Below are 23,993 nucleotides of genomic sequence, written 5' to 3'. Positions count from 1 at the left end.
ACTGGACCTACGGCTACCAGGGGTTCCCCCGATCACGGGGACGGCGCGCTCGCCCGCCACCCGAAGGGGGTCGCGGCCGCGCCCGGGGGGCGGCGCCGGCCGCGCGACCGGGGCGCCCGCGCCCGGTCACGTCCGGCGCGGCCGCGGTGACGCCCGGTGGCGGGCGCGGCGCACGTCGTACACCCCGGGCACGTCCCGCATGGCCCGCATGAGGGCGGGGAGCTCCGTCACGTCGGGGAGGTGGAGTGTGTAGGTGTGGCGGACCCGCTGCTCGCTGGGCGGTTCGACGGTCGCGGAGACGACGGCGGCACCGGCGGTGGCGATGGCCTCGGTGAGGTCGGCGAGGAGACCGGGCCGCCCGAAGGACTCGGCGACGAGGGTGACCCTGCCCTGGGCGGTGTCGCCCCAGCGGACGGTGACGGGCGCGCGGCCCACCCGGCGCATGGCCGCGGCGGACGCGCAGCCGGAGCGGTGGACGGTGACCGATCCGCCGTGCACCCGGAAGCCGGTGATCTCGTCGGGCGGCACGGGGGTGCAGCATCCGGCGGGCCGGACGGCCGCGGGCTGCTCCCCGTCCAGGTCGGCGTGGAGTTCGGTGCCCGCGCGGCGGTCGGCGGCCGGGATCGCGGGGGGCCGGGGGTCGGCGGGGACGACGGCGGGCGCGGCGTTCTCGGGGTGGCCCCGCAGCCAGTCGGTGATGGCGATCCGGGCGGCGGGGGTCCTGGCGTGGTCCAGCCATGCCGGGGACGGGCCGGACACGGTGTCCCGGGCGAGCAGGAGCTGGACGGTGTCGCCGTCGCCGAGGACGGTGCCCATCGGTGCGAGGCGCCCGTTGACACGGGCCCCGAGGCAGCCGTGGGCGGCCTCGCCGTGCTGGGCGTAGGCGGCGTCGACGCAGCTCGCGCCGGCGGGCAGGCTGAGCGTCCCGGGGGTGGTGCCGTCCGTGTGGAAGACGGTGATCTCGTCGTCCTCGGCGAGGTCGGCGCGGAGGGAGGACCAGAAGGTGTCGGGGTCGGGTGCGGCCTGCTGCCAGTCGAGGAGGCGGGAGAGCCAGCCGGGGCGGGTGGGGTCGGCGCGCTCGCCGTCCTCGGCCGGGGGCGCGGCGGCGTCCGGGTGCGCGGCGGGGGTGCCGTCCGGCGGCCCGGCCGTCTCCTGTCCCCCGTGGGGGTTGCCGAGGGCGACGACCCCGGCCTCCGCGACCCTGTGCATCCGGTGGGTCCGGATGAGGACCTCGGCCACGGCCCCGTCGGGGGCGGCGACCGCGGTGTGCAGGGACTGGTACAGGTTGAACTTGGGCGCCGCGATGAAGTCCTTGAACTCGGAGACCACCGGGGTGAAGCAGGTGTGCAGTTCGCCGAGGACCGCGTAGCAGTCGGCGTCCTCCGCGACGAGCACGAGGAGCCGCCCGAAGTCGCAGCCGCGCAGCTCGCCCCGTTTGAGGCGGACGCGGTGGACGGAGACGAAGTGCCGGGGGCGGACCAGGACTTCGGCGCCGATGCCCGCCTCCCGCAGGATCGTTTCGACCTGTTCCGCGACGGCGCCGAGTTCACCGGCGGCGTGCGGGGCGCCGGCGACGAGGGCGCGCGTGGCCTCGTACTCCTCGGGGTGGAGGATGGCGAAGACGAGGTCTTCGAGTTCGGTCTTGAGGGCCTGGACGCCGAGCCGTTCCGCGAGCGGGATGAGGACGTCCCGGGTGACCCTGGCGATCCGGGCCTGCTTCTCGGGGCGCATCACGCCGAGGGTGCGCATGTTGTGGAGGCGGTCGGCGAGTTTGATCGACATGACCCGGACGTCGTTGCCGGTGGCGACGAGCATCTTGCGGAAGGTCTCGGGTTCGGCGGCGGCGCCGTAGTCGATCTTCTCCACCTTGGTGACGCCGTCGACGAGGTAGGCGACCTCCTCGCCGAACTCGCGGCGCACCTGATCGAGCGTCACCTCGGTGTCCTCGACGGTGTCGTGGAGGAGGGAGGCGGTCAGGGTGGTGGTCTCCGCGCCGAGTTCGGCGAGGATGAGGGTCACCGCGAGCGGGTGGGTGATGTACGGCTCGCCGCTCTTGCGGAACTGGCCGCGGTGCGAGGACTCGGCGAGGACGTACGCCCGGCGCAGCACGCCCAGGTCGGCCTCGGGGTGGTGGGCGCGGTGGGCCTCCGCGACGTGGCTGATGGCGTCGGGCAGCCGGTCGCGGGGGGCCGGGCCGGCGGTGGCGCCGAGGAGGGCGGCGCGACCGAGCCGGCGCAGGTCGATACGGGCGCGTCCGCGTCTGCGGACGGTCACGTCGGTGGCGGCGTCCTCCGCCGCGCTTCCAGGGTTGGTGGCCTCTGCGCTCATGGGCACCTCCGGCGACATCGACCGGCGGTGGGCGGGCCAGGCGTGCCCGGGGCCGGTGCTTGATGCTACCGACCCCACCACGCGGCGCAGTCGCGCTCTCGCCCAGCGTGAAACGGATCACCCATTCGAGCGACAAATCGGTCGTTGACAGTTTCGATTCCGGGGCCTGCTCCGTTTCCCCTGTCCCGTTTCCCTGTCCCGTTCCGCCCCGGGGCCCGTGCGGCCCAGGGGCCCGCTCCGCCCCGGGGCCGTCCTGCCTCAGGACTCCGCGGCGAGCCAGGCCGGGTCGACGGAGCCCTCGGCGACGATGACGGCCGGGCCGGTCATGTCGATCCGTCCGTCGGGATGCTCGGTGACGACCAGGGTCCCGCCGAGGACGTCGACGGTGTACGTGGCGGGGGTGCCGCTCCCGGCGGGGTCGACGCCGTCCCGGCGCGCGGCGGCGACGGCGACGGCGCACGCGCCGGTGCCGCAGGATCGGGTCTCGGCGGCGCCGCGCTCGTGGACCCGCATGGCGACGTGGCGGGGGCCCCGGTCGGCGACGAACTCGATGTTCACCCCGTCCGGGTAGACCGAGGCGGGCTCGTAGGACGGTTCGGTGAGGAGGTTCCCGGCGTGGCCGAGGTCCTCCACGAAGGCGACCGCGTGCGGGTTGCCCATGTTCACGTTGCGGGCGGGCCAGCTGCGCCCGTCGACGGTGACGGTGACGCCGTCCCCGGGGAGGACCGCGCGGCCCATGGCGACGGTGACGGAGCCGTCCTTGTCGAGGTGGACGTGCTTGGTCCCGCCGCGGGTGGCGACGGCCACCTCGCCCGTGGTGACGTGCCCGGCGTGCTCCAGGTAGCGGGCGAAGACCCGGACCCCGTTCCCGCACATCTCGGCGACCGAGCCGTCCGCGTTGCGGTAGTCCATGAACCACTCGGCCTCGCCGGCCAGGTGCCGGGCCTCGGGGTGGGCGGCGCTGCGCACGACGTGCAGCAGACCGTCGCCCCCGATGCCGGCCCGCCGGTCGCAGAGCCGGGCGACGAGGGCGGGGGGCAGGTCGAGGACGTTCTCCGCGTCGGGGACGATCACGAAGTCGTTCTCGGTGCCGTGGCCCTTGAGGAAACGGAACGGGGAGGTCTGCGCGCTGGTCACGGGATCAACTGTACGGGGCGGGTCAGCGGAGGCGGGCCACGCGCCAGACCGCGAGGGCGACCAGGACCGCGATGGTGGCCGCGTACAGGGCGAGGACGCGCCAGTCCGGGCGCTCGCCGGAACCGCGCGCCGGAAGGCCGGGCCAGGTGTGGCCGACCTTGCGGGCGGCCATCACTCCCCAGCCCGCCGCACAGGAGCTGATGAGCAGTCCGAGCATGGCGAGGACGGCGCCGCCGTCGCCGGAGCCGAAGGCGAGCGGGAACGCGAACATCAGCGAGCCGACGGCGCCCAGGCCGACGATCGGGGCCAGCTGCCAGATCCGCAGGCGCCGCTGGGGGCGCAGTTCGACCTCGACCTCGTCGGCGTCCACCTCGACGGCGGTGCCGACCGCGTCGTCGGGACCGTCCGGGGTCAGTCCGGGAACGACGGCCGAAGCACCGTCGGCGGGGCGCCCGGGTGTCCCGCCCGACGGGTCGGCCGTCGGGTCGCCCAGGGCCGCTTCGTGCTGTTCTCTGTCGCGAGGGCCGGCCTCCATCGCCACGCGCCCTCCCCACTCGGACTCGACTCGGTCGATCGATGCTCGATGATGGCACGCTCCCGCCCGCCGGAATGACGGGCAGGGCGTCCCGATGCCATCACGTGATCAGGCTGTAACCGCTCGTTCGACCAACGAGAGCGCCTGCCCCGGGAGTTCCCCCCGGTGGTCGGCGGCTCCGCTGAGCCAGTGCACGCGCGGGTCGCGGCGGAACCACGAGTCCTGACGGCGGGCGAAGCGCTTGGTGGCGCGCACGGTCTCGGCACGGGCCTCGTCCTCGGTGCACTCCCCCGCGAGCGCGGCGAGGATCTGCTGGTAGCCGAGCGCGCGGGCCGCGGTGCGCCCCTCGCGCAGGCCCCGCGCCTCCAGGGCGCGCACCTCGTCCACCAGACCGGCCTCCCACATCCGGTCCACGCGCGTGGCGATCCGCTCGTCCAGTTCGGGGCGGGCGACGTCGACGCCGATCTGGACGGTGTCGTAGACGGAGTCGGGTCCGGGGAGGTTGGCGGTGAAGGGCTTGCCGGTGATCTCGATCACCTCCAGGGCCCGGACGATGCGGCGCCCGTTGCCCGGCAGGATCGCGCGGGCCGCGCCGGGGTCGGCCGCGGCGAGCCGGGCGTGCAGGACGCCGGGGCCGTGCTCGTCGAGTTCGGCCTCCAGGCGGGCCCGGACGGCGGGGTCGGTGCCGGGGAACTCCAGGGCGTCGACGGCTCCCCGGACGTACAGTCCGGAACCGCCCACGAGGACGGGGGTGCGGCCGGCGGCGAGCAGCCGGTCGATCTCGGCGCGGGCGAGGCGCTGGTACTCGGCGACGCTGGCGGTCTCCGTGACGTCCCAGACGTCGAGGAGGTGGTGGGGGACGCCGCCGCGCTCCTCGGGGGTCAGTTTGGCGGTCCCGATGTCCATCCCCCGGTACAGCTGCATCGAGTCGGCGTTGACGACCTCGCCCCCGAGCTCACGGGCCAGGAACACGCCCAGATCGGATTTTCCGGCCGCCGTGGGGCCGACGACGGCGATGACCCGCGGGGCGGGAGCTGCGCTTCTCACCGCCCCAGTCTCGCAAACCTCGCGGCCCGCCCCGAACGGGCCGCGTGACCGGCGGCTTCCGGCTTCGCCGTCCGGGCGGCGACCGCGGCCGCCGGTCACCGTCCGGAACCCCTCCCCCGAGTGCGCTGTGGAGTGAAGAGGGGCGTTTGGGTGAGTTTTCGCCGCGAGAAGCGGAACGGACGGACGCGGTCGGGAGTTCTCCGGGGGAGAGCGGGAACGCGGACGGTACGGCGGACGCCGGAACGGTCTCGGCGCCGGCCGTGACGGCCGCCGCCGGAGCCCCGGGATCTCCGGAGCGGCCGCGGACCGGGCCGCCGCGGACGGCGGGGCGGCGAAGACGCACGCGGTCGGTGCCCCCGGAACGCCGGGGGCAGGACACGAGGACGGGCCCGCGAGGGCCCGTGGAGGGAAGGTGCCCCATGGGTCTCATGGACTCGCTGAAGGCGAAGCTCGGCCCGGCCAAGGAGAAGGTCGCCGACCTGGCGCAGCAGCACGGCGACAAGATCGACCAGGGCCTGGACAAGGCCGCGAAGGCGGTCGACGAGCGGACCAAGGGCAAGTACAGCGACAAGATCCGGTCCGGTACGGGCAAGGCGAAGGAGGCCATCGACCGGATGGGCCACAAGGACGGGGGCGCGCCCGGGACCGGCGGTGCGCCGGGCACCGCGCCCGGGACCGGCACCGCGCCCGGCGCCGGTGGCTTCCCGGGGAACGGCGGTACGACGCCGCCGGCCGCCTGAGGGCCCGGAGAACACCGGCGGGCTGTTCCCGTCGCGGCGGACGGCCGCGGAGCACTTCGCTCCGCGGCCGTCCGCCGTCGTACCGGGGCCGTTGCGGCCCCGTCGGCGGCCCGCGCCGCGGCCTTCTACGGCACGCCTCAGGACCAGACGGCGACGACGTACTCCACCCCGTAGGGGGCGTCTTCGTGCAGGAGCCGGCCGCCCAGGCCGGCGCCCTCGGCGGCGCCCGCGAGGACCTGCCAGGGCGCACGGCCCGCCGCCTTCAGCTCGCGGGCGAGCCGGGCGTCGAGGGCCAGCAGCGCGGACGGGTCGGCCCCGCCCAGCGCCCGGACGGCCTCCGCGTCGAAGCCCTCGGCCCGCTCGTCCAGGTAGCCGGGGGCCTTCACGGTCCGGCAGGCGCTGCCGTCACCCATGACGAGGAGCGCGACGCGCTCCGCGGAGGCGGCGAGCGCGCGTCCGGCCCCGGCGCAGAGGTCGGCGGCGGCCGACTCGGCCACGCCCAGGCCTTCGACGGGCACGCCGGCCCAGTCGGCCCGTGCGAGGAGCCAGGCCCCGACGGCGAGGGACGCGGGCAGGGGACGGTCGGCGTCGACCGCCAGGGGAGTGTCGCCGAGCCGTACGGAGAGGTCGACGCCGAAGCCCGCGAAGGAGCCCGTGGTACCGGAGGGGAAGACGCCCTCCGTGCCCTCGGCGGCGGGGCCGACGACGTGGAGCCGGTCCGGACGCGCGGCGGCGAGCACTCCCACGGCGTCCGCGCAGGCCGCCCGCACGGCGTCCAGTTCGGGAGCGGCGCCGGTCGCGACCTCGGGCACGAGAAGCGGCGGACAGGGACAGACGGCTGCGGCGACAAGCATGATCCGCACCTTACTGCTCCCGGTCCGCGCCGTCCGGGGGTGGCCGGACCCGCGTGGGGACGGCGCCCGGGGAGGGCCGTCGCGGGGCCGTTCCGGGAGCGGTCGTCGCCGGGGTGGGGATGGCGCCCGGGGACGGGCGTCGCGGGGCCGACCCCGGGAGCGGTCGTCCCCGGGGTGCCGCTTCCGGACCGTCCGGGGCGGGACGGTGTCCGCCGCCGGGGTCCGGGAGGACGGCGTCGCGGGCCCGCCCCCGGGCCTCACGGCCGCCGGGGCGGGCCCCCGGGTCAGTGCGTCAGTGGGTTCCGCAGGCCGGGACCTCGGCCGCCGGGAGGGGCGCCGGGACGCCGATCTTCGGGAGGCCGAGGAGGACGCCCTTCGGCTTCTCGGCGGTGCGCCTCTCCCAGGCGTCGCCCGCGCGGGTGCGGCGCACCGAGGCGACCGGGCCCTCGGCGAGCAGGTGGTGCGGGGCGGCGTAGGTGATGCCGACGGTCACCACGTCACCGGGGCGCACGTCCTCGTCCGGCTTGGTGAAGTGGACGAGCCGGTTGTCGGGGGCGCGGCCCGAGAGGCGGTCGGTGGCGCCGTCCTTGCGGCCCTCGCCCTCGGCGACCATGACCTCCAGGGTGCGGCCGACCTGCTTCTTGTTCTCCTCCCAGGAGATCTCCTCCTGGAGCGCGACGAGCCGCATGTAGCGCTCCTGCACGACCTCCTTGGGGATCTGCCCCTCCATCTCGGCCGCCGGGGTCCCGGGACGCTTGGAGTACTGGAAGGTGAAGGCGTTCGCGAAGCGGGCCTCGCGGACGGTGTGCATGGTCTGCTCGAAGTCCTCCTCGGTCTCGCCGGGGAAGCCCACGATGATGTCGGTGGAGATGGCGGCGTGCGGGATCGCCGCACGGACCTTCTCCAGGATGCCGAGGAAGCGCTCCTGCCGGTACGAGCGGCGCATCGCCCGGAGGATCGCGTCCGAGCCGGACTGGAGCGGCATGTGCAGCTGCGGCATGACGTTGGGGGTCTCGGCCATGGCGGCGATCACGTCGTCGGTGAAGTCGCGGGGGTGCGGGGAGGTGAAGCGGACCCGCTCCAGGCCCTCGATCCGCCCGCAGGCGCGCAGCAGCTTGGAGAACGCCTCGCGGTCGCCCAGGTCGGAGCCGTACGCGTTGACGTTCTGGCCGAGCAGGGTGATCTCGGAGACCCCCTCGGCGACCAGGGCCTCGATCTCGGCGAGGATGTCGCCGGGCCGGCGGTCCTCCTCCTTGCCGCGCAGGGCGGGGACGATGCAGAAGGTGCAGGTGTTGTTGCAGCCGACGGAGATCGAGACCCAGGCGGCGTACGCGGACTCGCGGCGGGTCGGCAGCGTGGAGGGGAAGGCCTCCAGGGACTCGGCGATCTCGATCTGCGCCTCCTCCTGGACACGGGCGCGCTCCAGGAGGACCGGCAGCTTGCCGATGTTGTGCGTGCCGAAGACCACGTCGACCCAGGGGGCCTTCTTGACGATGGTGTCGCGGTCCTTCTGGGCGAGGCAGCCGCCGACGGCGATCTGCATGCCCGGGCGCGCGGTCTTCATGGGGGCGAGCCGGCCGAGGTTGCCGTACAGCTTGTTGTCGGCGTTCTCACGGACCGCGCACGTGTTGAAGACGACGACGTCGGCGTCGCCGTCGGAGCCCTTGGCGGCCCGTACGTAACCCGCCTCCTCCAGCAGACCGGAGAGCCGCTCGGAGTCGTGGACGTTCATCTGGCACCCGTAGGTGCGGATCTCGTAGGTCTTGGTGCCGTCAACGCTCACTGCGGTGCTCCGGTCGCTGCTGCTCGTCATGCGTCAAGGGTAGGCGGTCCGGAGCGGGGCCCCTTCCGTGCACGGCGCCCGTCCCTGGCCAGGGACGGTGGCGAGCTGGCAGGATCGCCGCCATGTCCGCCTCGCTCTCCCGCGCAGCCCGCCGCCGTGTTCCGGTGGTCTCGGGCGCGCTGCTCGCGGTGTGCGGGGTGCTCCTGTGGTGGCTGGCCCCCTTCGGCCCCTCCGTCCCGCGCGGCACGGTCACCTTCAGCACGGGCGTCCCCACCGGCGTCTACCAGCGGTACGGGGAACTCCTCAGGAACTCCCTGGCCCAGGACCTGCCCGAGGTCTCGATAAGGCTCAAGGACAGCGAGGGCTCCCAGCAGAACCTGGCGCGGGTGGCCACGGGCGAGGCGGACTTCACCGTCGCCACGGCCGACGCGGTGGCCCAGTACCAGCGGGAGCGCAGGCCCGGTTCCGAGCGGTTGCGGGGCTGCGCCCGGCTGTACGACGACTACGTGCAGCTCGTGGTGCGCAAGGGGTCGCCGTGGCAGAGGGTGCGGGACCTGAAGGGCCTCCGGGTGGGAGTGGGCCAGGACGGGTCCGGTGTGCGGCTGATAGCCGACCGGGTCCTCGCGGCGGCGGGGCTCGCGCCCTCCCGGGACGTGAAGGCGGTCTCGGCGGGCATCGACACGATGCCCGGGCTCCTGGAGCGCGGCGACCTGGACGCCTTCTTCTGGTCGGGCGGGCTGCCCACGCAGGCCGTGCAGTCGCTGTCCGAACGCTTCCCCGTCCGGCTGCTCCCGCTGGACGCGGAGCTGGTCGACCGGTTGCACGACGTCGGCGCCTCGACCCGTCACTACCGCTCGGCGGTGATACCGGCCGAGGCGTACGCGAAGGCGCAGGACGGCCAGCCGACGGAGACGGTGGCCGTGGCGAACCTCCTGGTCACCACGGAGGAGGCCGACACGGACCTGGTGGAGGGGTTCACCCGCACGGTGATCAGGAGCCGGGACGGGATCGGCCGCCAGGTCCATCCGGCCCAGCTGGTGGACCTGCGCACCGCCGTGTACACGGAACCCCTGAAGCTCCACGACGGCGCCCGCCGCTACTACCGCTCGGTGAAGCCCTGACCCGGAGGCGCGGGCCCGGCGTGCGGTGAGGCCCGGGGAAGCGGGCCGGGCGGGGCCCTGTCTCTCCGGTCCGGCGTGCGGTGAGGCCCGGGGACGCGGGTCGGGCGGGGCCCCTGCCTTCCCGGTCCGGCGCGCGCCCTGTCTCTCCGGTCCAGCGCGCTCCGTCTCTCCGGGCCCGGCGCCCTTCCCTACGTCCCCTGTCCCTCCCCCGTCGCCGTCTCCGCCGGCGCGTTCCGGGGGACGGTGACCGTCACCCGGAGCCCGTGCGGCTCGTTCGGGGCGAAGGCCACCCCGCCCCCTCCCGCCGTCAGCAGGACGCGCGCGATGGAGAGGCCGAGACCGGAGCCCTTGACGTTCTGGTGCCGGCCCGAACGCCAGAAGCGGTCGCCTACACGGCCCAGTTCCTCCTCCGTGAGGCCGGGTCCGTGGTCGGCCACGACGACGGCGACGCTCTTCCCGTCCGGGGCCACGCCGACCGTGACCCGTTCCCCGGCCGGGGTGAACTTCAGCGCGTTGTCGATCACCGCGTCGAGGGCGCTGGAGAGGGCCACCGGGTCCGCCCAGGCGGTGACCGCACCGCACTCCCCCTCCAGGACGACGCCCTTGTCCTCGGCGACCGGCCGCCAGGACGCGACGCGCTCGGCGGTGAGCGCGCCGACGTCGGTGAGCCGCGGTTCGGCCGCCGTGTGCTCGGCCAGCGCCAGGTCGAGGAGGTCGTCGAGGACCCGGGCGAGGCGCTTTCCCTCGGTCCGCACGGAGGCGATCTCCTCGTTGCCCTCGGGCAGCTCCAGGGCGAGCAGCTCGATGCGCAGGAGCAGGGCGGCGAGCGGGTTGCGCAGCTGGTGGGAGGCGTCGGCGACGAAGGCCCGCTGCTGTTCGAGCGCCTCCTCCACGTTGTCGGCCATCTCGTTGAACGAGCGCGCCAGGCGCCGCAGTTCGGGCGGGCCCCCGGCGGCGGCGACCCGGGAGTTCATCCGTCCGGTGGCGATGTCGTGGGTGACGGCGTCGAGGACCCGGACCGGCCGCAGCACCCAGCCGGTGAGCCGGAAGGCCGCGCCGACGGCGACCAGCATCGCGGCGGCCTCGCCGGCGAAGATCAGCAGCCAGCCGTGCAGGATGCGGGAGCGGAGCTGCCCGGTGGGCGAGTCGGTGACGACGACGGCGACGACGTCGCCGTCCCGGACGACCGGGGAGGCGACGGTGAGCCGCGCGTCGTCCTGCCAGGGCCAGACCTGGGGCGGGTCGTGGCTGCGGCGTCCGAGCAGCGCCTCGTTGAAGGCGCGCCTGCCCTCGCCGTCGTACGGGACGACCCAGTCCTCGGGGGCGGCGGCCATGGCCCGGTTGCCGCGGTAGAAGACCCCGGCCCGGATGTCGTACACGTCGTGGTAGCTGGCGAGTTCACCGCCGAGCGTGACGCGCCGCTCGTCCACGCCGGGGCCGCTCTCGCTGACGAACTGGGCGAGGGCGGCGAAGCGCGCGGCGTCGTCGAGGCGGTCGACGACGACCCGCTGCTGTTCGGTGGCGGCGAGGCTGGCGGCGAGCGGGAAGCCGAGGGCGAGCAGGACGCCCGCCATCAGGACGATGAGCAGGGGGAGGAGTCGGGTGCGCACGGAGGGACCGCCGGAGGGCTACGCGGCGGGGACGACCAGGCGGTAGCCGACGCCCCGCACGGTCTCGATCAGGGCCGGCATCCGCAGCTTGGAGCGCAGGGAGGCGACGTGCACCTCCAGGGTGCGGCCGGTCCCCTCCCAACTGGTGTGCCAGACCTCGCTGATGATCTGTTCCCGGCGGAAGACGACACCGGGCCGCTGGGCGAGGAGGGCGAGCAGGTCGAACTCCTTGCGGGTGAGCTGGACGCCCTCGCCGTCGACGCTGACCCTGCGGGTGGGCAGTTCGACGGTGACGGAGCCGAGCCGCAGCAGGGTCCCGTCGGCGGTTCCGGCGGCGCCGGCCGTCTCCTCGGGTCCGGTGCTGCGCCGGCTGACGGCGTGGATGCGGGCGAGGAGTTCTCCGGGGTCGTAGGGCTTGACGACGTAGTCGTCGGCGCCGAGGTTGAGCCCGTGGATGCGGGAGCGCACGTCCGCGCGCGCGGTCACCATGATCACCGGGGTGGTGGTGAGCTTCCGGATGCGGCCGCAGACCTGGTAGCCGTCCTGGTCGGGCAGGCCGAGGTCGAGCAGGATGACCCCGTAGGAGGGGCGCTCCCCCTGCGCGGTGGGCAGGACGGCCTGGAGCGCCTCCTCGCCGTTGCGCGCGTGGGTGACGCTGAAGCCGTGCCGGGCGAGGATCGCGGAGAGGGCGGCGGCGACGTGGTCGTCGTCCTCCACGAGCAGCAGTCGCATGCGTACCTCCTCCGTGTCCCCGGGTTCCGTGGGCTGTCTGGGCCGTCTGGGTTCTCCGGTCTTCTTGCGGGGCCCTCGCGGGTTCCCCGTGTCCCCCGGGACGTCCGTGCCGGGTGACGGGTCTCTGTGTATCAGGTGGTACCGGAACATGAACACCGTTCATCGGTGACGTGCTCACGCGTCCCCCCGCGACGGGGTCGTCCGCGCGGCACCTCCGGGGCGGTCCGCGGCGGCGTCTTCACACGGCGTGTCCGTGCGCGGCCGGATCGTTATCCTCAATTTCCGCTCAGATGTGATGACGCTCGTCACACCCGGTCTCTAGTGTCCTCCCCAACCGAGGAGGACGGAGCAAGAGGCCGATGAGCGGAGAGTCAGTGTCCAAGGGTCCGGAGAACGCCCCGCGTGCCGCGGAGGACCTGGTCGTACTGTCCGGCGTGAACAAGCACTTCGGCGCACTGCATGTCCTCCAGGACATCGATCTGACGATCACCCGCGGCGAGGTCGTGGTCGTCATCGGACCCTCGGGGTCCGGCAAGTCGACGCTGTGCCGCACGATCAACCGGCTGGAGAGCATCGACTCCGGCACCATCACCATCGACGGCAAGCCGCTGCCGCAGGAGGGCAAGGAGCTCGCCCGGCTGCGGTCCGACGTCGGCATGGTCTTCCAGTCGTTCAACCTGTTCTCGCACAAGACGGTGCTCGAGAACGTGATGCTGGGGCAGGTCAAGGTCCGCGGGACGGAGAAGACGGCCGCCGCGGCCAAGGCCCGCGCCCTGCTCGACCGGGTGGGCGTCGGCACCCAGGCGGACAAGTACCCCGCCCAGCTCTCCGGCGGTCAGCAGCAGCGCGTGGCGATCGCCCGCGCGCTCGCGATGGATCCGAAGGTCATGCTGTTCGACGAGCCGACCTCGGCGCTCGACCCCGAGATGATCAACGAGGTCCTGGAGGTCATGCAGCAGCTGGCCCGGGACGGCATGACCATGGTGGTCGTGACCCACGAGATGGGCTTCGCGCGCTCCGCCGCCAACCGGGTCGTCTTCATGGCGGACGGGAAGATCGTCGAACAGGCCTCGCCCGAGGAGTTCTTCAGCAACCCGCGCAGCGACCGTGCCAAGGACTTCCTTTCCAAGATCCTTCACCACTGAGCGAGTTCGGGCCTATTCTTCCCCACTCACGCCTAGCCAAGGGACATTCCTCCATGAAGCTTCGCAACACCTCCGCCGCCGCCGCGGCCGTCGTCCTGCTCGCGCTGACCGCGACGGCCTGTGGTGGCGGGTCCGACTCCGGGAGCAACGGCGACAAGATCACCGTCGGCATCAAGTTCGACCAGCCGGGCCTGGGCCTGAAGACCCCGGACGGCAAGTACGCCGGCTTCGACGTCGACGTGGCCCGGTACGTGGCGAAGGAGCTCGGCTACGCCGAGGACAAGATCAACTTCAAGCAGGCGCCGAGCGCCGAGCGCGAGAACCTGATCAAGAACGGCGACGTGAAGTTCATCGTCGCCAGCTACTCGATCAACGACAAGCGCAAGAAGGAGGTCGACTTCGCCGGTCCGTACTTCCTGGCCCACCAGGACCTGCTCGTGCGCGCCGACGACACCTCGATCACCAAGGTCGAGGACCTCAACTCCAAGAAGCTCTGCTCGGTCACCGGCTCGACCTCCGCGCAGAACGTCCGCGACAAGCTGGCCCCCAAGGCCGACCTGCGCCAGCTGGGCGGCTACTCCGAGTGCCTGACCGGCCTGGAGAACAAGCGCGTCGACGCCCTCACCACCGACGACTCCATCCTGGCGGGCTACGCCTCCCAGAAGGAGAACCAGGGCAAGTTCAAGCTCGCCGGCCTGCGGATGAGCGACGAGAAGTACGGCATCGGCCTCAAGAAGGGCGACGCCGAGCTGCGCGGCAAGATCAACAAGGCGCTGGAGAAGATGGTCTCCGACGGCACCTGGGAGAAGCTCGTCAAGGAGCACTTCGGCCCGTCCGGCTACAAGTACGAGCCCGCGCCGAAGGTCGAGAGCTGACCCACCCCGCCCCCATCGTGACGGCCTTCCCCGTACGGGACGGCCGTCGCGCGGGCACCGGCCGCCGCCCCCGCGGCGGCCTCCACACCGACCGACCACCAGGGGAGAGCGCGGGGCATCGTGTTCGACTTTCTTGATTCCGGGCAGTACGACCTGCTCGGCGCCTTCTGGGTGACGGCGCAACTCACCTTCTACTCGGCGATAGGTTCCCTGATCTGGGGCACCGCCCTGGTCGCCATGCGGGTCAGCCCGGTCCCGCTCATGCGGGCCTTCGGCACCGCGTACGTCAACTTCGTCCGGAACACCCCGCTGACCGTGGTCATCGTGGCCTGTTCGCTGGGACTCGACCAGACCCTCGGCATCACGCTCGGCGCCGACGACTCCGAGACGATCGGCTTCCGGCTCGCGATCCTCGGACTGGTCGCCTACACCGGCACCTTCGTCTGCGAGGCGCTGCGCTCCGGCATCAACACCGTCCCGCCCGGCCAGGCCGAGGCCGCCCGCGCGCTGGGACTGAGCTTCTTCCAGGTCCTCAGCCTGGTGGTGCTCCCGCAGGCCTTCCGCGCCGTGGTGACCCCGCTCGCCAACGTCCTCATCGCCCTCACCAAGAACACCACCGTGGCGGCGGCCATCAGCGCCGCCGAGGCGGCGTTCCTGATGAAGGAGATGATCGAGAACGAGGCCGACGCGCTCTTCGCGGTCTTCGCCGTCTTCGCGTTCGGCTTCATCGTCCTCACCCTCCCCACCGGCCTGGTCCTGGGCTGGGCGGCCAAGCGACTGGCGGTGAAGCGATGACTTCCGTCCTGTACGACACCCCCGGCCCGCGCGCCAGGCGGCGCAACGTCCTCTACACGGTCGGCTTCCTCGTCGTCCTCGCCCTGCTGGCCTGGTGGGTGCTCTCCGCCCTGGCCGAGAAGGGCCAGCTGTCGGCCGACAAGTGGAGCCCGTTCGTCACCGACTCCCGGGTCTGGACGACGTACCTGCTGCCGGGTCTGGTCGAGACCCTCAAGGCCGCCGCGCTCTCCATCCTGATCGCACTGCCGTTCGGCGCCCTCCTCGGCATCGGCCGGCTCTCGGACCACCGCTGGGTGCGGGTGCCCGTCGGTGTGGTCGTCGAGTTCTTCCGCGCCATCCCGGTGCTGCTCCTGATGATGTTCGCGAGCGCCGTGTACGCGCAGTTCACCTCCGTGAGTTCCGACTTCCGTCCGCTGTACGCGGTCGTCACCGGCCTGGTGCTCTACAACGCCTCGGTCATCGCCGAGGTCGTCCGGGCCGGCGTCCTCTCGCTGCCCCGTGGCCAGGGCGACGCGGCCGTGGCGCTCGGCATGCGCAAGGGCCAGACCATGCTGTACGTCCTGCTGCCGCAGGCCGTGACCGTCATGCTGCCGGCCCTGGTCAGCCAGCTCGTCGTGATCGTCAAGGACACCGCGCTCGGCGGCGCCCTGCTCGGCTTCGCGGAACTGCTCAGCCAGAACCGGCAGATCACGGCCAACTACGGCGCCAACACGATCGCCACCTTCACGGTCATCGCGCTGATCTTCATCGGCCTCAACTTCGCCCTCACCACCTTCGCGAGCCGGCTCGAACAGCGGCTGCGGCAGGGCCGGAAGACGTCCGGCGTGACCGAGAGCGCCGCCGTGAAGACCGGCGAGACCCCGGCGGAGGCCCCGACCGGCGCCTGACACCGGAGGAGGCCGGCGGATTCCGCGGGGATTCGCCGGTCCCGCGGCGGAGTCCCGGGACGACAGGGGCGGGCCGGAGCGGTACGACGTCGAGTCGGCCGCGCCGGACCCGCCCCTTCGCGCGGCGCCGGCGGTGTCCGCCCCCTCCGGTGAGGGCTCACCACGCTCCCTCCCCCGGCGCAAGCACCCCGACGCCTGACGCGGGCACCCGTCGCTTGACGCGGGCACTCTCAGTGGGTTGCATACGTTCTGTGATCAAGCACCGGGTTCGTGCCACACTCAGGTGTGCTGCCCTCATGACCGTCCGGCCTTCAGGAGCCGCGCCGTGGACCCGGTGATCATCGTGGGCGCGGGGCCGGTCGGTCTCGCGCTCTCCCTCGCGCTCGCCGCCCAGGGCGTGCCCAGCGTCGTCCTCGACGAGGGCTCCGGCAAGGAGGAACCCCGCCCGGCCCGGAGCGTCGTCCTGCGCGCCGACATGGCCGCCATGGTCGAACGCCTCGGCTGCACGACCCTCCGTGAGGAGGGCGTCCGCTGGATCGGCTGGCGCGGCATGCGCCGCCGCCAGGTGGTGCGCCGGACGGACCTGGATCTGGGGCTCGGCGGTACGGAGGAGTGGTCCGAGGACCCCTCCGCGCCCGCCGCCCCGGCCGCCCCGCTGCACATCCCCCAGCACGCCCTCGCACGCGGACTGCGCGCCGCCGTCGCCGGGCAGAAACTGGTCCGGCTCGTCACGGAGGCCCGGCTCGACTCCGTCGAGCAGGACCGGGACGGGGTCGTCGCCCACACCCGGGGCCCGGCGGGCACCTGGTGGCGCGGCAGTCACCTCGTCGGCTGCGACGGCGCCCGCTCGACCGTGCGCAAGCTGCTCGGCATCCGTTTCCCCGGCCGCACGGCGGTGGAACGGCACGCCGTCGCCGCCCTGCGCACCGAACTCCCCTGGCCCGGCGAGGCCCTGCTGCACCGTCAGCCCGCCTGGCGCGGCGCCGCCGAGGAGATCGGCGCGCGCCCGCTGCCCGACGGGGTGTGGCGGATCGACTGGCTGCTGCCGCCCCGTGGCGACCTGGTCACCCCGGACGCGCTGATCGCGCGCATCCGCGAGACCCTGGCCGGCTGGTGCGACGGCGTGACGCCGCCGTACGAACTCATCGACACCGGGGTGTACACGCTGCACCACCGGCTCGCACGCCGCTGGCGGGTCGACCGGGTGCTCCTCGCCGGGGACGCGGCGCACCTGCTCGGCGCGGTCGGCACCCAGGGGCTCGACGAGGGCTTCCGGGACGTGGACAACCTCGCCTGGAAGCTCGCCCTGACCTGGCACCACGGCGGCTCGGACCGGCTGCTCGACAGCTACCAGAGCGAACGACGGGCGGCCGTCGCCACCCGGCTGCGGGCGGCGGACCAGTCCCTGTCGGTGCTGCGCGGCGGCGGGGGGCTGCGGACCTACCTCCCGGGGGCCTCGCGCGGTCACGACGCGCTGCTGACCGACGGCCACGTGGGGCGCGGGCCGCTCGGCGCGCCCCCCGCGTACCCGCACTCCCCCCTCGCGCCCCCGTACACCGAGGGGTGGACCCCGGTGGGCACCCCGCCGGGCGCCCCCGTCGAGGACGTCCATGTGACCGCCCCCGACGGCACGACCGTACGGCTCCGGGACCGGCTCGGGCGGGGCCGCCTCCTGGTCGTCCTGATCGCCCCCGGCACCGGGGTGTGGGACCGGCGCCACTGGCGGACCGCCGGGGTGATGCCCCGTCTCGAAGAAGCCGTCCGCGCCCTCCCGGTGAAGGCCGAGGTCCTGGTGACGGAGGCCTACCCGGGCGCCCCGGCCCACGCCGTCCTGCTGGTGCGGCCCGACGGACACCTCGTGGCCTCCTTCTCCGGGGTCCGCCCCGAGGAGCTGTACGCGGCGGCGGACGCGGTGCGCGGCGGCTCCGTCGCCGGCGGCGGGGAGGGCACCGACGGGGAAGGGGACGAGGCGGAGAAGTCCGGTGTGTCCCCCGGAGCGGCCGTGGGGAGTGACCGCACGGCGGACACGCGTTGATTCCGGCGGGACCGCGTGGTGTACTCCGGGACGTGACCGACACCGATGCGCGCCTGTGGCGGAGGGTCCATGTGGACCTCCTCCGCTATGCGGGCTGCGTGTGTCGACCGTCCCGCTGACCTCGCCCTTCCCCGCGCGCCCCGCCGCCGCTCCGCGTCCCGTCGTCCTCACCGGCCGACGCGGGTCCGTGTGTGCCGCGTGCCGCCGCGCGCCCTTCGCGAACCCCAGGACGGTCACCCGTGTCCCAGCACGTCACGTTTCCCCCACCCGTACCCGGCGTCTCCGCCGCCCCTTCCCTGTCCGCAGCCCCCGTCACTTCTCCCACTGCCCCGGCTGCCGCGGCCGCTCCGGTCCCGGCAGCTCCGGCAGCTCCGGTGCCTCCGACAGCTCCGACAGCTCCGACAGCGGCCGAACTGCTGGAGTTCGTCCGGCGCACGGCCGCCGACCGGGAACTGGTCTCCTCCCTGCCGCTCGACCCCGAGGGCCGCACCTGGGTACGGCTCGACGGTCCCGGCGGCAGCGAGGCCTGGCTCATCGGCTGGCCTCCCGGCACCGGTACCGGCTGGCACGACCACGCCGAGTCGCAGGGCGCCTTCGCCACCGCGCGCGGCACGCTGACCGAGAACGCGCTCGCGGTCCGGTTGCCGGCGAGCGGCTGGAAGACCCTGGAACTGACCGGAGGGGTCGACCGCTCCCGCCGTCTCGGGGAGGGGGCGGGACGGGCCTTCGGCCGCCACCACGTGCACGAGGTGTTCAACGGGTCCCCGGACACCCACGCGGTGTCGGTGCACGTCTACCATCCGCCCCTTCCGCTGATCCGGCGTTTCAGCCGGACGGGCGCGGTGCTCCGCCTGGAGCAGGTCGAGCGTCCGGAGGACTGGGGGTGAGCGACGAGCGCGTGGGCATCGACGTCCTTCTGGAGCGGGTCAGGTCGGGCCTCGACCGGATCTCCCCCCGGGCGGCGTACGAGGCGTACGGGGCCGGGGACGCCCTCCTGGTGGACACGCGCTACGCGGCCCTGCGGGAACGGGACGGGCTGGTCCCGGGCGCGCTGGTCGTGGAGCGCAACGAACTGGAGTGGCGGCTCGACCCGCTGGGCAGCCACCGCGCGGCGGAGGCCGACAGCCACGACCTGCGGGTGATCGTCTTCTGCAACGAGGGTTACGCCTCCTCCCTCGCCGCCGAGTCCCTGCGCCGCCTGGGCCTTCACCGGGCGACCGATCTCATCGGCGGCTTCCAGGCCTGGCGGGCCGCGGGCCTCCCGGTCCTGCTCCCGCCCACCCGCTCCTGACGGGACCGAGACCGGAAACGGAGAGGGCGGCGGACGGCGGACGGCAGGTCCCTCGTCGGCGCGGGGTCTTCCGTCCTCCTCCGTGTCAGTAGGGCTCGTCCAGCCCCTCCGTGTCCTCGCCCTCCGCCTCCAGGGCCTGGCGGACGACACGGAGGGCCATGCCCTCGGGGTATCCCTTGCGGGCGAGCATGCCGGCGAGCCGCCGCAACCGCCGGTCGCGGTCGAGACCGCGGGTGGCGCGCAGTTTGCGGGCCACCAGTTCGCGCGCCGTGGCCTCCTCCCGCTCGGAGTCGAGCCGGTCCACCGCCTCCTGGATGAGGGTGGGCTCGACGCCCTTGGTGCGCAGCTCCCGGGCGAGAGCCCGCCGGGCGAGTCCCCGCCCGTGGTGACGGGACTCCACCCAGGCCCCGGCGAAGGCCGCGTCGTCGATGAGCCCGACGTCCTCGAAGCGGGAGAGCACTTCTTCCGCGACCTCGTCGGGAATCTCCCGCTTGCGCAACGCGTCGGCCAGTTGTTTGCGCGTGCGGGGGGTCCCGGTGAGCAGGCGCAGGCAGATCGCCCGCGCCCGCTCAGCCGGTTCCTGGGGTGACGGTTCCTTTTCGGCCCTCGACGAGTCGGGACCGTCACCCGGCCATTCGGTGCGACCGGTCACCGGTTCAGCTCTTGACCGCGGTGGCCTTGGTCGCCTTCACGGTCTTGGCCGCGGGTGCCGGGACGCTCTTGGCGGCGTCGTCCGCACCGGCCGCGTCCGTGCCCGCCGCGTCCGCGCCCGGTTCGGCCGGCAGGGCCGCGGGCCGGACGCCGACGCCCAGCTTCTCCTTGATCTTCTTCTCGATCTCGTTGGCGAGGTCGGGGTTGTCCTTCAGGAAGTTGCGGGCGTTCTCCTTGCCCTGGCCGAGCTGGTCGCCCTCGTAGGTGTACCAGGCACCCGCCTTGCGGACGAAGCCGTGCTCCACGCCCATGTCGATCAGGCCGCCCTCGCGGCTGATGCCCTGGCCGTAGAGGATGTCGAACTCCGCCTGCTTGAAGGGCGGCGCGACCTTGTTCTTGACGACCTTGACGCGGGTGCGGTTGCCGACCGCGTCCGTGCCGTCCTTGAGGGTCTCGATGCGGCGGATGTCGAGGCGCACCGAGGCGTAGAACTTCAGGGCGCGGCCACCGGTCGTGGTCTCCGGCGAACCGAACATCACGCCGATCTTCTCGCGGAGCTGGTTGATGAAGATCGCGGTGGTCTTGGACTGGTTGAGCGCGCTGGTGATCTTGCGGAGGGCCTGGCTCATCAGACGGGCCTGGAGGCCGACGTGCGAGTCGCCCATCTCGCCCTCGATCTCCGCGCGCGGGACGAGCGCGGCGACGGAGTCGATGACGATCAGGTCGAGGGCACCGGAGCGGACCAGCATGTCGACGATCTCGAGGGCCTGCTCACCGTTGTCCGGCTGGGACAGGATGAGGTTGTCGATGTCGACGCCGAGCTTCTTGGCGTACTCGGGGTCGAGGGCGTGCTCGGCGTCCACGAAGGCGACCTGGCCGCCGGCCTTCTGCGCGTTCGCGACGGCGTGCAGGGTCAGGGTCGTCTTGCCGGAGGACTCCGGGCCGTAGATCTCCACGACACGGCCGCGCGGCAGTCCGCCGACGCCGAGGGCGACGTCCAGCGCGGTCGATCCGGTGGAGATCACCTCGATCGGCTCCTGGGTGCGGTCGCCCATGCGCATGACCGCGCCCTTGCCGAATTGGCGTTCAATCTGTGCGAGCGCGGCGTCGAGCGCCTTCTCGCGGTCGGTTCCTGCCATGGGTTCCACCCGGTTTGCTTGAGTCGATCGCTTCATGTGAAAGACGCTAACCCCTGCCACTGACAATGGGCCTCGCCCTCCCGCCCGGCCTGTGGACAACTCCGCGACAACCCCGTGATCCCAAGGCCCGGACTTCCATGAGAATGGATGTTCGATTTTAGTGTCAAGCGTGCCACGCGGGGCCGGAGTGAGGCCGCGATCCGCCCGCCGGGAACCGCTCCCGCGCCGCCGGCCGCCGGGTCGGGGTTCCTCCGGCCCGGGCCGCCGGGTCGGGGTTCCTCCGGCCCGGGCCGCCGGGTCAGGACTCCTCCGGCCCGGACTCCTTCTTGTGGTGCAGGGCCTTCTGCAGCCGGGCGACCACCGCCTCGCCGTACCTGCGGTGACCGTGGACGCGGGGGTCGTCCATCACGTCGTAGCGCTTCACGTAGGCGCCGAGGAAGGCCTGCAGGGTGGCGACGGCCGGAATGGCGATCAGCGCGCCGACGGCGCCGAGCAGCGCCGTCCCCGCGATGACCGAGCCGAAGGCCACCGCCGGGTGGATGTCCACGGTCTTCGAGGTGAGCTTCGGCTGGAGGACGTAGTTCTCGAACTGCTGGTAGATCACGACGAAGCCGAGCACCCACACCGCGTACCAGGGGTTGACGGTGAAGGCGATCAGCATGGGCAGGGCACCGGCCAGGTAGGTGCCGATGGTCGGGATGAACTGCGAGACCAGACCGACCCACACGGCGAGCGCCGGGGCGTACGGCACGTCCAGGATCTCGAAGAGCACGAAGTGCGCGATGCCCGAGACGAGGGCCATCAGACCGCGCGAGTAGAGGTAGCCGCCGGTCTTGTCGACCGCGATCTCCCACGCCCTCAGCACCTCGGCCTGCCGGGCGGGCGGCAGGACGGAACAGAGCGCGCGCCGCAGCCGGGGCCCGTCGGCCGCGAAGTAGAACGAGAAGAGGAAGATCGTGAGGAGCCGGAACAGGCCGCCGAGGACCGTGGCGGAGACGTCGAGGACCCCGGACGCGCTGTTCTGCACGTACTTCTGCAGCCAGTCGGAGCGGAGCAGGCTGTCCTGGACCTCGACCCGCGACAGGTCCGTGTGGAAGCTGTCGTTGATCCATTTGATCAGCGAGTCGAGGTACTTGGGGAAGTTCTCGACGATGTCGATGATCTGGCCGGCGAGCATCGACCCCAGGAGGAAGACGAACCCGACGCCGAAGACCAGGACGGCGAGGAAGACCAGGAAGGTGGCGAGGCCCCTGCGCATCCCCCGCGCGGCCATGCGTCCGACCGCCGGCTCGATGGCGAGGGCGAGGAAGAAGGCCAGGAGGATGTTGACGAGCAGGCCGATGAGCTGGTGGAAGGCCCAGTCGCCCAGCCTGAAGCAGGCGTAGAGGGCGAGGGCCAGGACGAGCGCGCGGGGCAGCCAGCGGGGCATCCGCTCGGCGCCCGCCGGGGGCGCCGTGGCGGCGGGGCCCGGAGGCGCGGCCCCCGGGGCGGAGGACGTGCCCGCGGCGACGCCTCTCCCGGTCCCGGTGGCCGGGGCCGGGGAGACCGTCGCACCGGACGGCCGGGGCCTTCCGGGCTCGGCGGACGCGTCGGGTTCGGTGATGTCGTCGGGCTTGGCGATGTCGTCGCTGTCGTCAGTCGGGGCCACCCCGCCAGTCTCGCGCACCGCTCCGGCGTTCCGCCGGGGGCCCCGCGCGTCCCCGCCGGACGTCCTGCCGTACGGCTCCCGTCACACCGCGGGCCGCTCCGCCGTGCCCCTCCGTCCACCGCCGGCCGCCCCGCCGCGCGCTTCCGGGGCCGCCCCGGTCACGCCCCCCGGGGGGCGGCTCCCGGGAGCGGCGCCCTACGGCCGGTCCCTCAGCGCTTGTCGGCGGGGACGTCGACGGCCGCGCAGACGGCGCGCCACACGTCCTTCGCCTCCCAGCCTGCGTCCAGCGCCTCCCGCACGGTCCGGCCCCCGAGCTCCGCCATCACGTGGTCCCGCGCGAAGGACTCGGCGTACGACGCGCCGAAGTGGTCGGCCATCCGTTCCCAGAAAATCGTCAACCGCATGCCCCCAGTATCCCGCTCCCAAGAGTGCAGCCCGCCCCATGACCCTTGTCACCGGGGCTTTCCGCCCTACGGTCGGTGCATGGCCGAAACCACCCTTTCCTCCCCGACCCCTCTGGCCCGCGCCGAGCGTTTCGTCTGGCTGACGGCCCGGGTCCTCGAACAGCGCCGGTTCGCCTACCACTTCCGGCGCGGTGGCGCGGACCAGGTCGAGACGGCCCTCACCGCGTACCTCAACGAGGACGGCGGCTACGGTCACGCGCTCGAACCGGACCTGCGCGGCCCCGTCAGCCAGCCGCTGCACACCGCGCACGCCCTGCGCGTCCTGGACTCCGTCGGACGCTGCGGCGGCCCCCGGATCGAGCGGATCTGCCGCTACCTCACGACGGTGTCCACGCACGACGGGGCGCTCCCGGCGATCCACCCGTCCCAGCGCGGCTACCCCTCGGCGCCCTTCGTCCCGGTCGTCGACTCCCCGCCGAGCGCGCTGCTCTCGACCGGCCCGGTGGTCGGGCTGCTGCACCGCAACCAGGTGTGGCACGCCTGGCTGTTCCGGGCCACCGAGTTCTGCTGGTCGGCCGTGGAGAACCTGGAGAAGTCCCATCCGTACGAGGTCCAGGCGGCCGTCGCCTTCCTCGACGGGGCCCCCGACCGTCCGCGCGCGGAGGCGGCCGCCGACCGGCTCGGCAGGCTCGTCCGGGAGCAGGGGCTCGCCGTTCTCGACCCGGACCGGCCGGAGGATTATCCCGTGGCGGACGGGTACGCGCCCGGGGAGCACCACTTCCCGCACGACTACGCGCGCGTACCGGACTCGCTGGCCGCGCGCTGGTTCACGCAGGAGGAGACGGCCCGGTCCCTGGACCGGCTCGCGGCCGACCAGCAGGAGGACGGCGGCTGGCCGATCCGCTGGCGCGCCTGGGCCCCCGGCTCGGCCCTGGAGTGGCGCCCGATCGTCACCGTGGAGGCACTGCGCACCCTCCGCGCGCACGGCCGGCCCATCGACTGAGGAGTACGCGCGGAAGGAGCGGCACGGCCCCCGCACGGACTCAGCACGGCATCCGGGACCGGCCGCGCGCCGGCCGCCAGGCGTGCGGCGGCATCCCGTACGCCTCCCGGAAGACCCGGAGCGGGGCGAAGGGGCCGGTGACCGGTTCGGCGGCGGGCCCCTCCGGGGCCGGAGTCCGGCCCTCCGGGACCGCACGCGCGCGTGCCGCGTTCCGGGCGCCGGCCGGCCGGGGC

General features: G+C 73.5%; 23 protein-coding genes. 11 read left to right on the top strand and 12 right to left on the bottom strand.

Features of this window, described 5'->3' with window-relative positions; all coding sequences use genetic code 11:
• Positions 1-126: 126 nt before the first annotated feature.
• From ACZ3IL_RS26105 to miaA, 4 genes are all read right to left on the bottom strand, one after another.
• Positions 127-2,328: a RelA/SpoT family protein gene (locus tag ACZ3IL_RS26105; protein ID WP_467394032.1), complete on the bottom strand. Its 2,202-nt coding sequence runs from the start codon at positions 2,326-2,328 to the stop codon at positions 127-129.
• Between the two features lie 258 nt (positions 2,329-2,586).
• Complete coding sequence (dapF, locus tag ACZ3IL_RS26100; protein ID WP_467394030.1) at positions 2,587-3,465, bottom strand: diaminopimelate epimerase; 879 nt, start codon at positions 3,463-3,465, stop codon at positions 2,587-2,589.
• A gap of 22 nt (positions 3,466-3,487) precedes the next feature.
• Positions 3,488-4,000 carry a hypothetical protein gene (locus ACZ3IL_RS26095; RefSeq protein WP_467394211.1) on the bottom strand — a complete coding sequence of 171 codons (513 nt, stop codon included), beginning with the start codon at positions 3,998-4,000 and terminating at the stop codon, positions 3,488-3,490.
• Between the two features lie 108 nt (positions 4,001-4,108).
• Positions 4,109-5,047, bottom strand: coding sequence for a tRNA (adenosine(37)-N6)-dimethylallyltransferase MiaA (gene miaA, locus ACZ3IL_RS26090; protein WP_467394028.1), 939 nt, complete (start codon positions 5,045-5,047; stop codon positions 4,109-4,111).
• A 419-nt stretch (positions 5,048-5,466) separates the two neighbouring features.
• Here miaA and ACZ3IL_RS26085 point away from each other — a divergent pair, with 419 nt between their 5' ends.
• Positions 5,467-5,787 carry an antitoxin gene (locus tag ACZ3IL_RS26085; RefSeq protein ID WP_467394026.1) on the top strand — a complete coding sequence of 107 codons (321 nt, stop codon included), beginning with the start codon at positions 5,467-5,469 and terminating at the stop codon, positions 5,785-5,787.
• Between the two features lie 137 nt (positions 5,788-5,924).
• Here the strand turns inward: ACZ3IL_RS26085 and ACZ3IL_RS26080 are convergent, their stop codons facing one another.
• Complete coding sequence (locus tag ACZ3IL_RS26080) at positions 5,925-6,641, bottom strand: class III extradiol dioxygenase subunit B-like domain-containing protein (RefSeq protein WP_467394024.1); 717 nt, start codon at positions 6,639-6,641, stop codon at positions 5,925-5,927.
• A 292-nt stretch (positions 6,642-6,933) separates the two neighbouring features.
• Entirely contained in the window at positions 6,934-8,454 is a 1,521-nt protein-coding gene (gene miaB, locus ACZ3IL_RS26075) for a tRNA (N6-isopentenyl adenosine(37)-C2)-methylthiotransferase MiaB (protein WP_467394022.1), read from the bottom strand.
• 92 nt (positions 8,455-8,546) lie between these two features.
• Here miaB and ACZ3IL_RS26070 point away from each other — a divergent pair, with 92 nt between their 5' ends.
• The gene (locus ACZ3IL_RS26070) at positions 8,547-9,545 is read left to right on the top strand and encodes a TAXI family TRAP transporter solute-binding subunit (protein ID WP_467394021.1); all 999 of its coding nucleotides are present in this window, start codon (positions 8,547-8,549) and stop codon (positions 9,543-9,545) included.
• A gap of 188 nt (positions 9,546-9,733) precedes the next feature.
• Here ACZ3IL_RS26070 and ACZ3IL_RS26065 read toward each other — a convergent pair whose 3' ends face one another.
• Complete coding sequence (locus tag ACZ3IL_RS26065) at positions 9,734-11,155, bottom strand: sensor histidine kinase (RefSeq protein ID WP_467394019.1); 1,422 nt, start codon at positions 11,153-11,155, stop codon at positions 9,734-9,736.
• 18 nt (positions 11,156-11,173) lie between these two features.
• Positions 11,174-11,887 carry a response regulator transcription factor gene (locus ACZ3IL_RS26060; RefSeq protein ID WP_467394017.1) on the bottom strand — a complete coding sequence of 238 codons (714 nt, stop codon included), beginning with the start codon at positions 11,885-11,887 and terminating at the stop codon, positions 11,174-11,176.
• A 359-nt stretch (positions 11,888-12,246) separates the two neighbouring features.
• On the opposite strand from ACZ3IL_RS26060, the gene ACZ3IL_RS26055 reads away from it, so the two are divergent.
• The 8 genes from ACZ3IL_RS26055 (at position 12,247) to ACZ3IL_RS26020 (ending at position 18,915) form a co-directional block, all read left to right on the top strand.
• Positions 12,247-13,032, top strand: coding sequence for an amino acid ABC transporter ATP-binding protein (locus ACZ3IL_RS26055; RefSeq protein WP_467394015.1), 786 nt, complete (start codon positions 12,247-12,249; stop codon positions 13,030-13,032).
• A gap of 53 nt (positions 13,033-13,085) precedes the next feature.
• Entirely contained in the window at positions 13,086-13,907 is an 822-nt protein-coding gene (locus ACZ3IL_RS26050) for a glutamate ABC transporter substrate-binding protein (protein ID WP_467394013.1), read from the top strand.
• Positions 13,908-14,027: 120 nt separating this feature from the next.
• Positions 14,028-14,702 carry an amino acid ABC transporter permease gene (locus ACZ3IL_RS26045; RefSeq protein WP_467394011.1) on the top strand — a complete coding sequence of 225 codons (675 nt, stop codon included), beginning with the start codon at positions 14,028-14,030 and terminating at the stop codon, positions 14,700-14,702.
• Positions 14,699-15,589: an amino acid ABC transporter permease gene (locus ACZ3IL_RS26040; protein ID WP_467394009.1), complete on the top strand. Its 891-nt coding sequence runs from the start codon at positions 14,699-14,701 to the stop codon at positions 15,587-15,589. Before ACZ3IL_RS26045 ends, ACZ3IL_RS26040 begins: the two co-directional genes overlap by 4 nt.
• A 325-nt stretch (positions 15,590-15,914) precedes the next feature.
• The gene (locus tag ACZ3IL_RS26035; protein ID WP_467394008.1) at positions 15,915-17,624 is read left to right on the top strand and encodes an FAD-dependent monooxygenase; all 1,710 of its coding nucleotides are present in this window, start codon (positions 15,915-15,917) and stop codon (positions 17,622-17,624) included.
• 32 nt (positions 17,625-17,656) lie between these two features.
• Positions 17,657-17,743 carry a putative leader peptide gene (locus ACZ3IL_RS26030; protein WP_388694379.1) on the top strand — a complete coding sequence of 29 codons (87 nt, stop codon included), beginning with the start codon at positions 17,657-17,659 and terminating at the stop codon, positions 17,741-17,743.
• Positions 17,744-17,998: 255 nt separating this feature from the next.
• Positions 17,999-18,511, top strand: coding sequence for a cupin domain-containing protein (locus ACZ3IL_RS26025; RefSeq protein WP_467394006.1), 513 nt, complete (start codon positions 17,999-18,001; stop codon positions 18,509-18,511).
• Complete coding sequence (locus ACZ3IL_RS26020; RefSeq protein WP_467394004.1) at positions 18,508-18,915, top strand: rhodanese-like domain-containing protein; 408 nt, start codon at positions 18,508-18,510, stop codon at positions 18,913-18,915. Before ACZ3IL_RS26025 ends, ACZ3IL_RS26020 begins: the two co-directional genes overlap by 4 nt.
• A gap of 85 nt (positions 18,916-19,000) precedes the next feature.
• Here the strand turns inward: ACZ3IL_RS26020 and recX are convergent, their stop codons facing one another.
• From recX to ACZ3IL_RS26000, 4 genes are all read right to left on the bottom strand, one after another.
• On the bottom strand, positions 19,001-19,567 hold the full coding sequence (gene recX, locus ACZ3IL_RS26015) for a recombination regulator RecX (protein ID WP_467394002.1): 567 nt from the start codon (positions 19,565-19,567) through the stop codon (positions 19,001-19,003).
• Positions 19,568-19,571: 4 nt separating this feature from the next.
• The gene (gene recA / locus ACZ3IL_RS26010; RefSeq protein WP_467394000.1) at positions 19,572-20,705 is read right to left on the bottom strand and encodes a recombinase RecA; all 1,134 of its coding nucleotides are present in this window, start codon (positions 20,703-20,705) and stop codon (positions 19,572-19,574) included.
• 298 nt (positions 20,706-21,003) lie between these two features.
• Complete coding sequence (locus ACZ3IL_RS26005; protein WP_467394208.1) at positions 21,004-22,134, bottom strand: AI-2E family transporter; 1,131 nt, start codon at positions 22,132-22,134, stop codon at positions 21,004-21,006.
• Positions 22,135-22,562: 428 nt separating this feature from the next.
• Entirely contained in the window at positions 22,563-22,757 is a 195-nt protein-coding gene (locus ACZ3IL_RS26000) for a DUF3046 domain-containing protein (RefSeq protein WP_041662943.1), read from the bottom strand.
• Positions 22,758-22,836: 79 nt separating this feature from the next.
• On the opposite strand from ACZ3IL_RS26000, the gene ACZ3IL_RS25995 reads away from it, so the two are divergent.
• Positions 22,837-23,760, top strand: coding sequence for a hypothetical protein (locus ACZ3IL_RS25995; protein ID WP_467393998.1), 924 nt, complete (start codon positions 22,837-22,839; stop codon positions 23,758-23,760).
• Positions 23,761-23,993 lie beyond the last annotated feature (233 nt).

The organism is Streptomyces sp. NPDC014907 (genome assembly GCF_055562975.1).
Note: the sequence above shows the minus strand (reverse complement) of the source record. Positions and strands in the feature narration are given on the sequence as shown.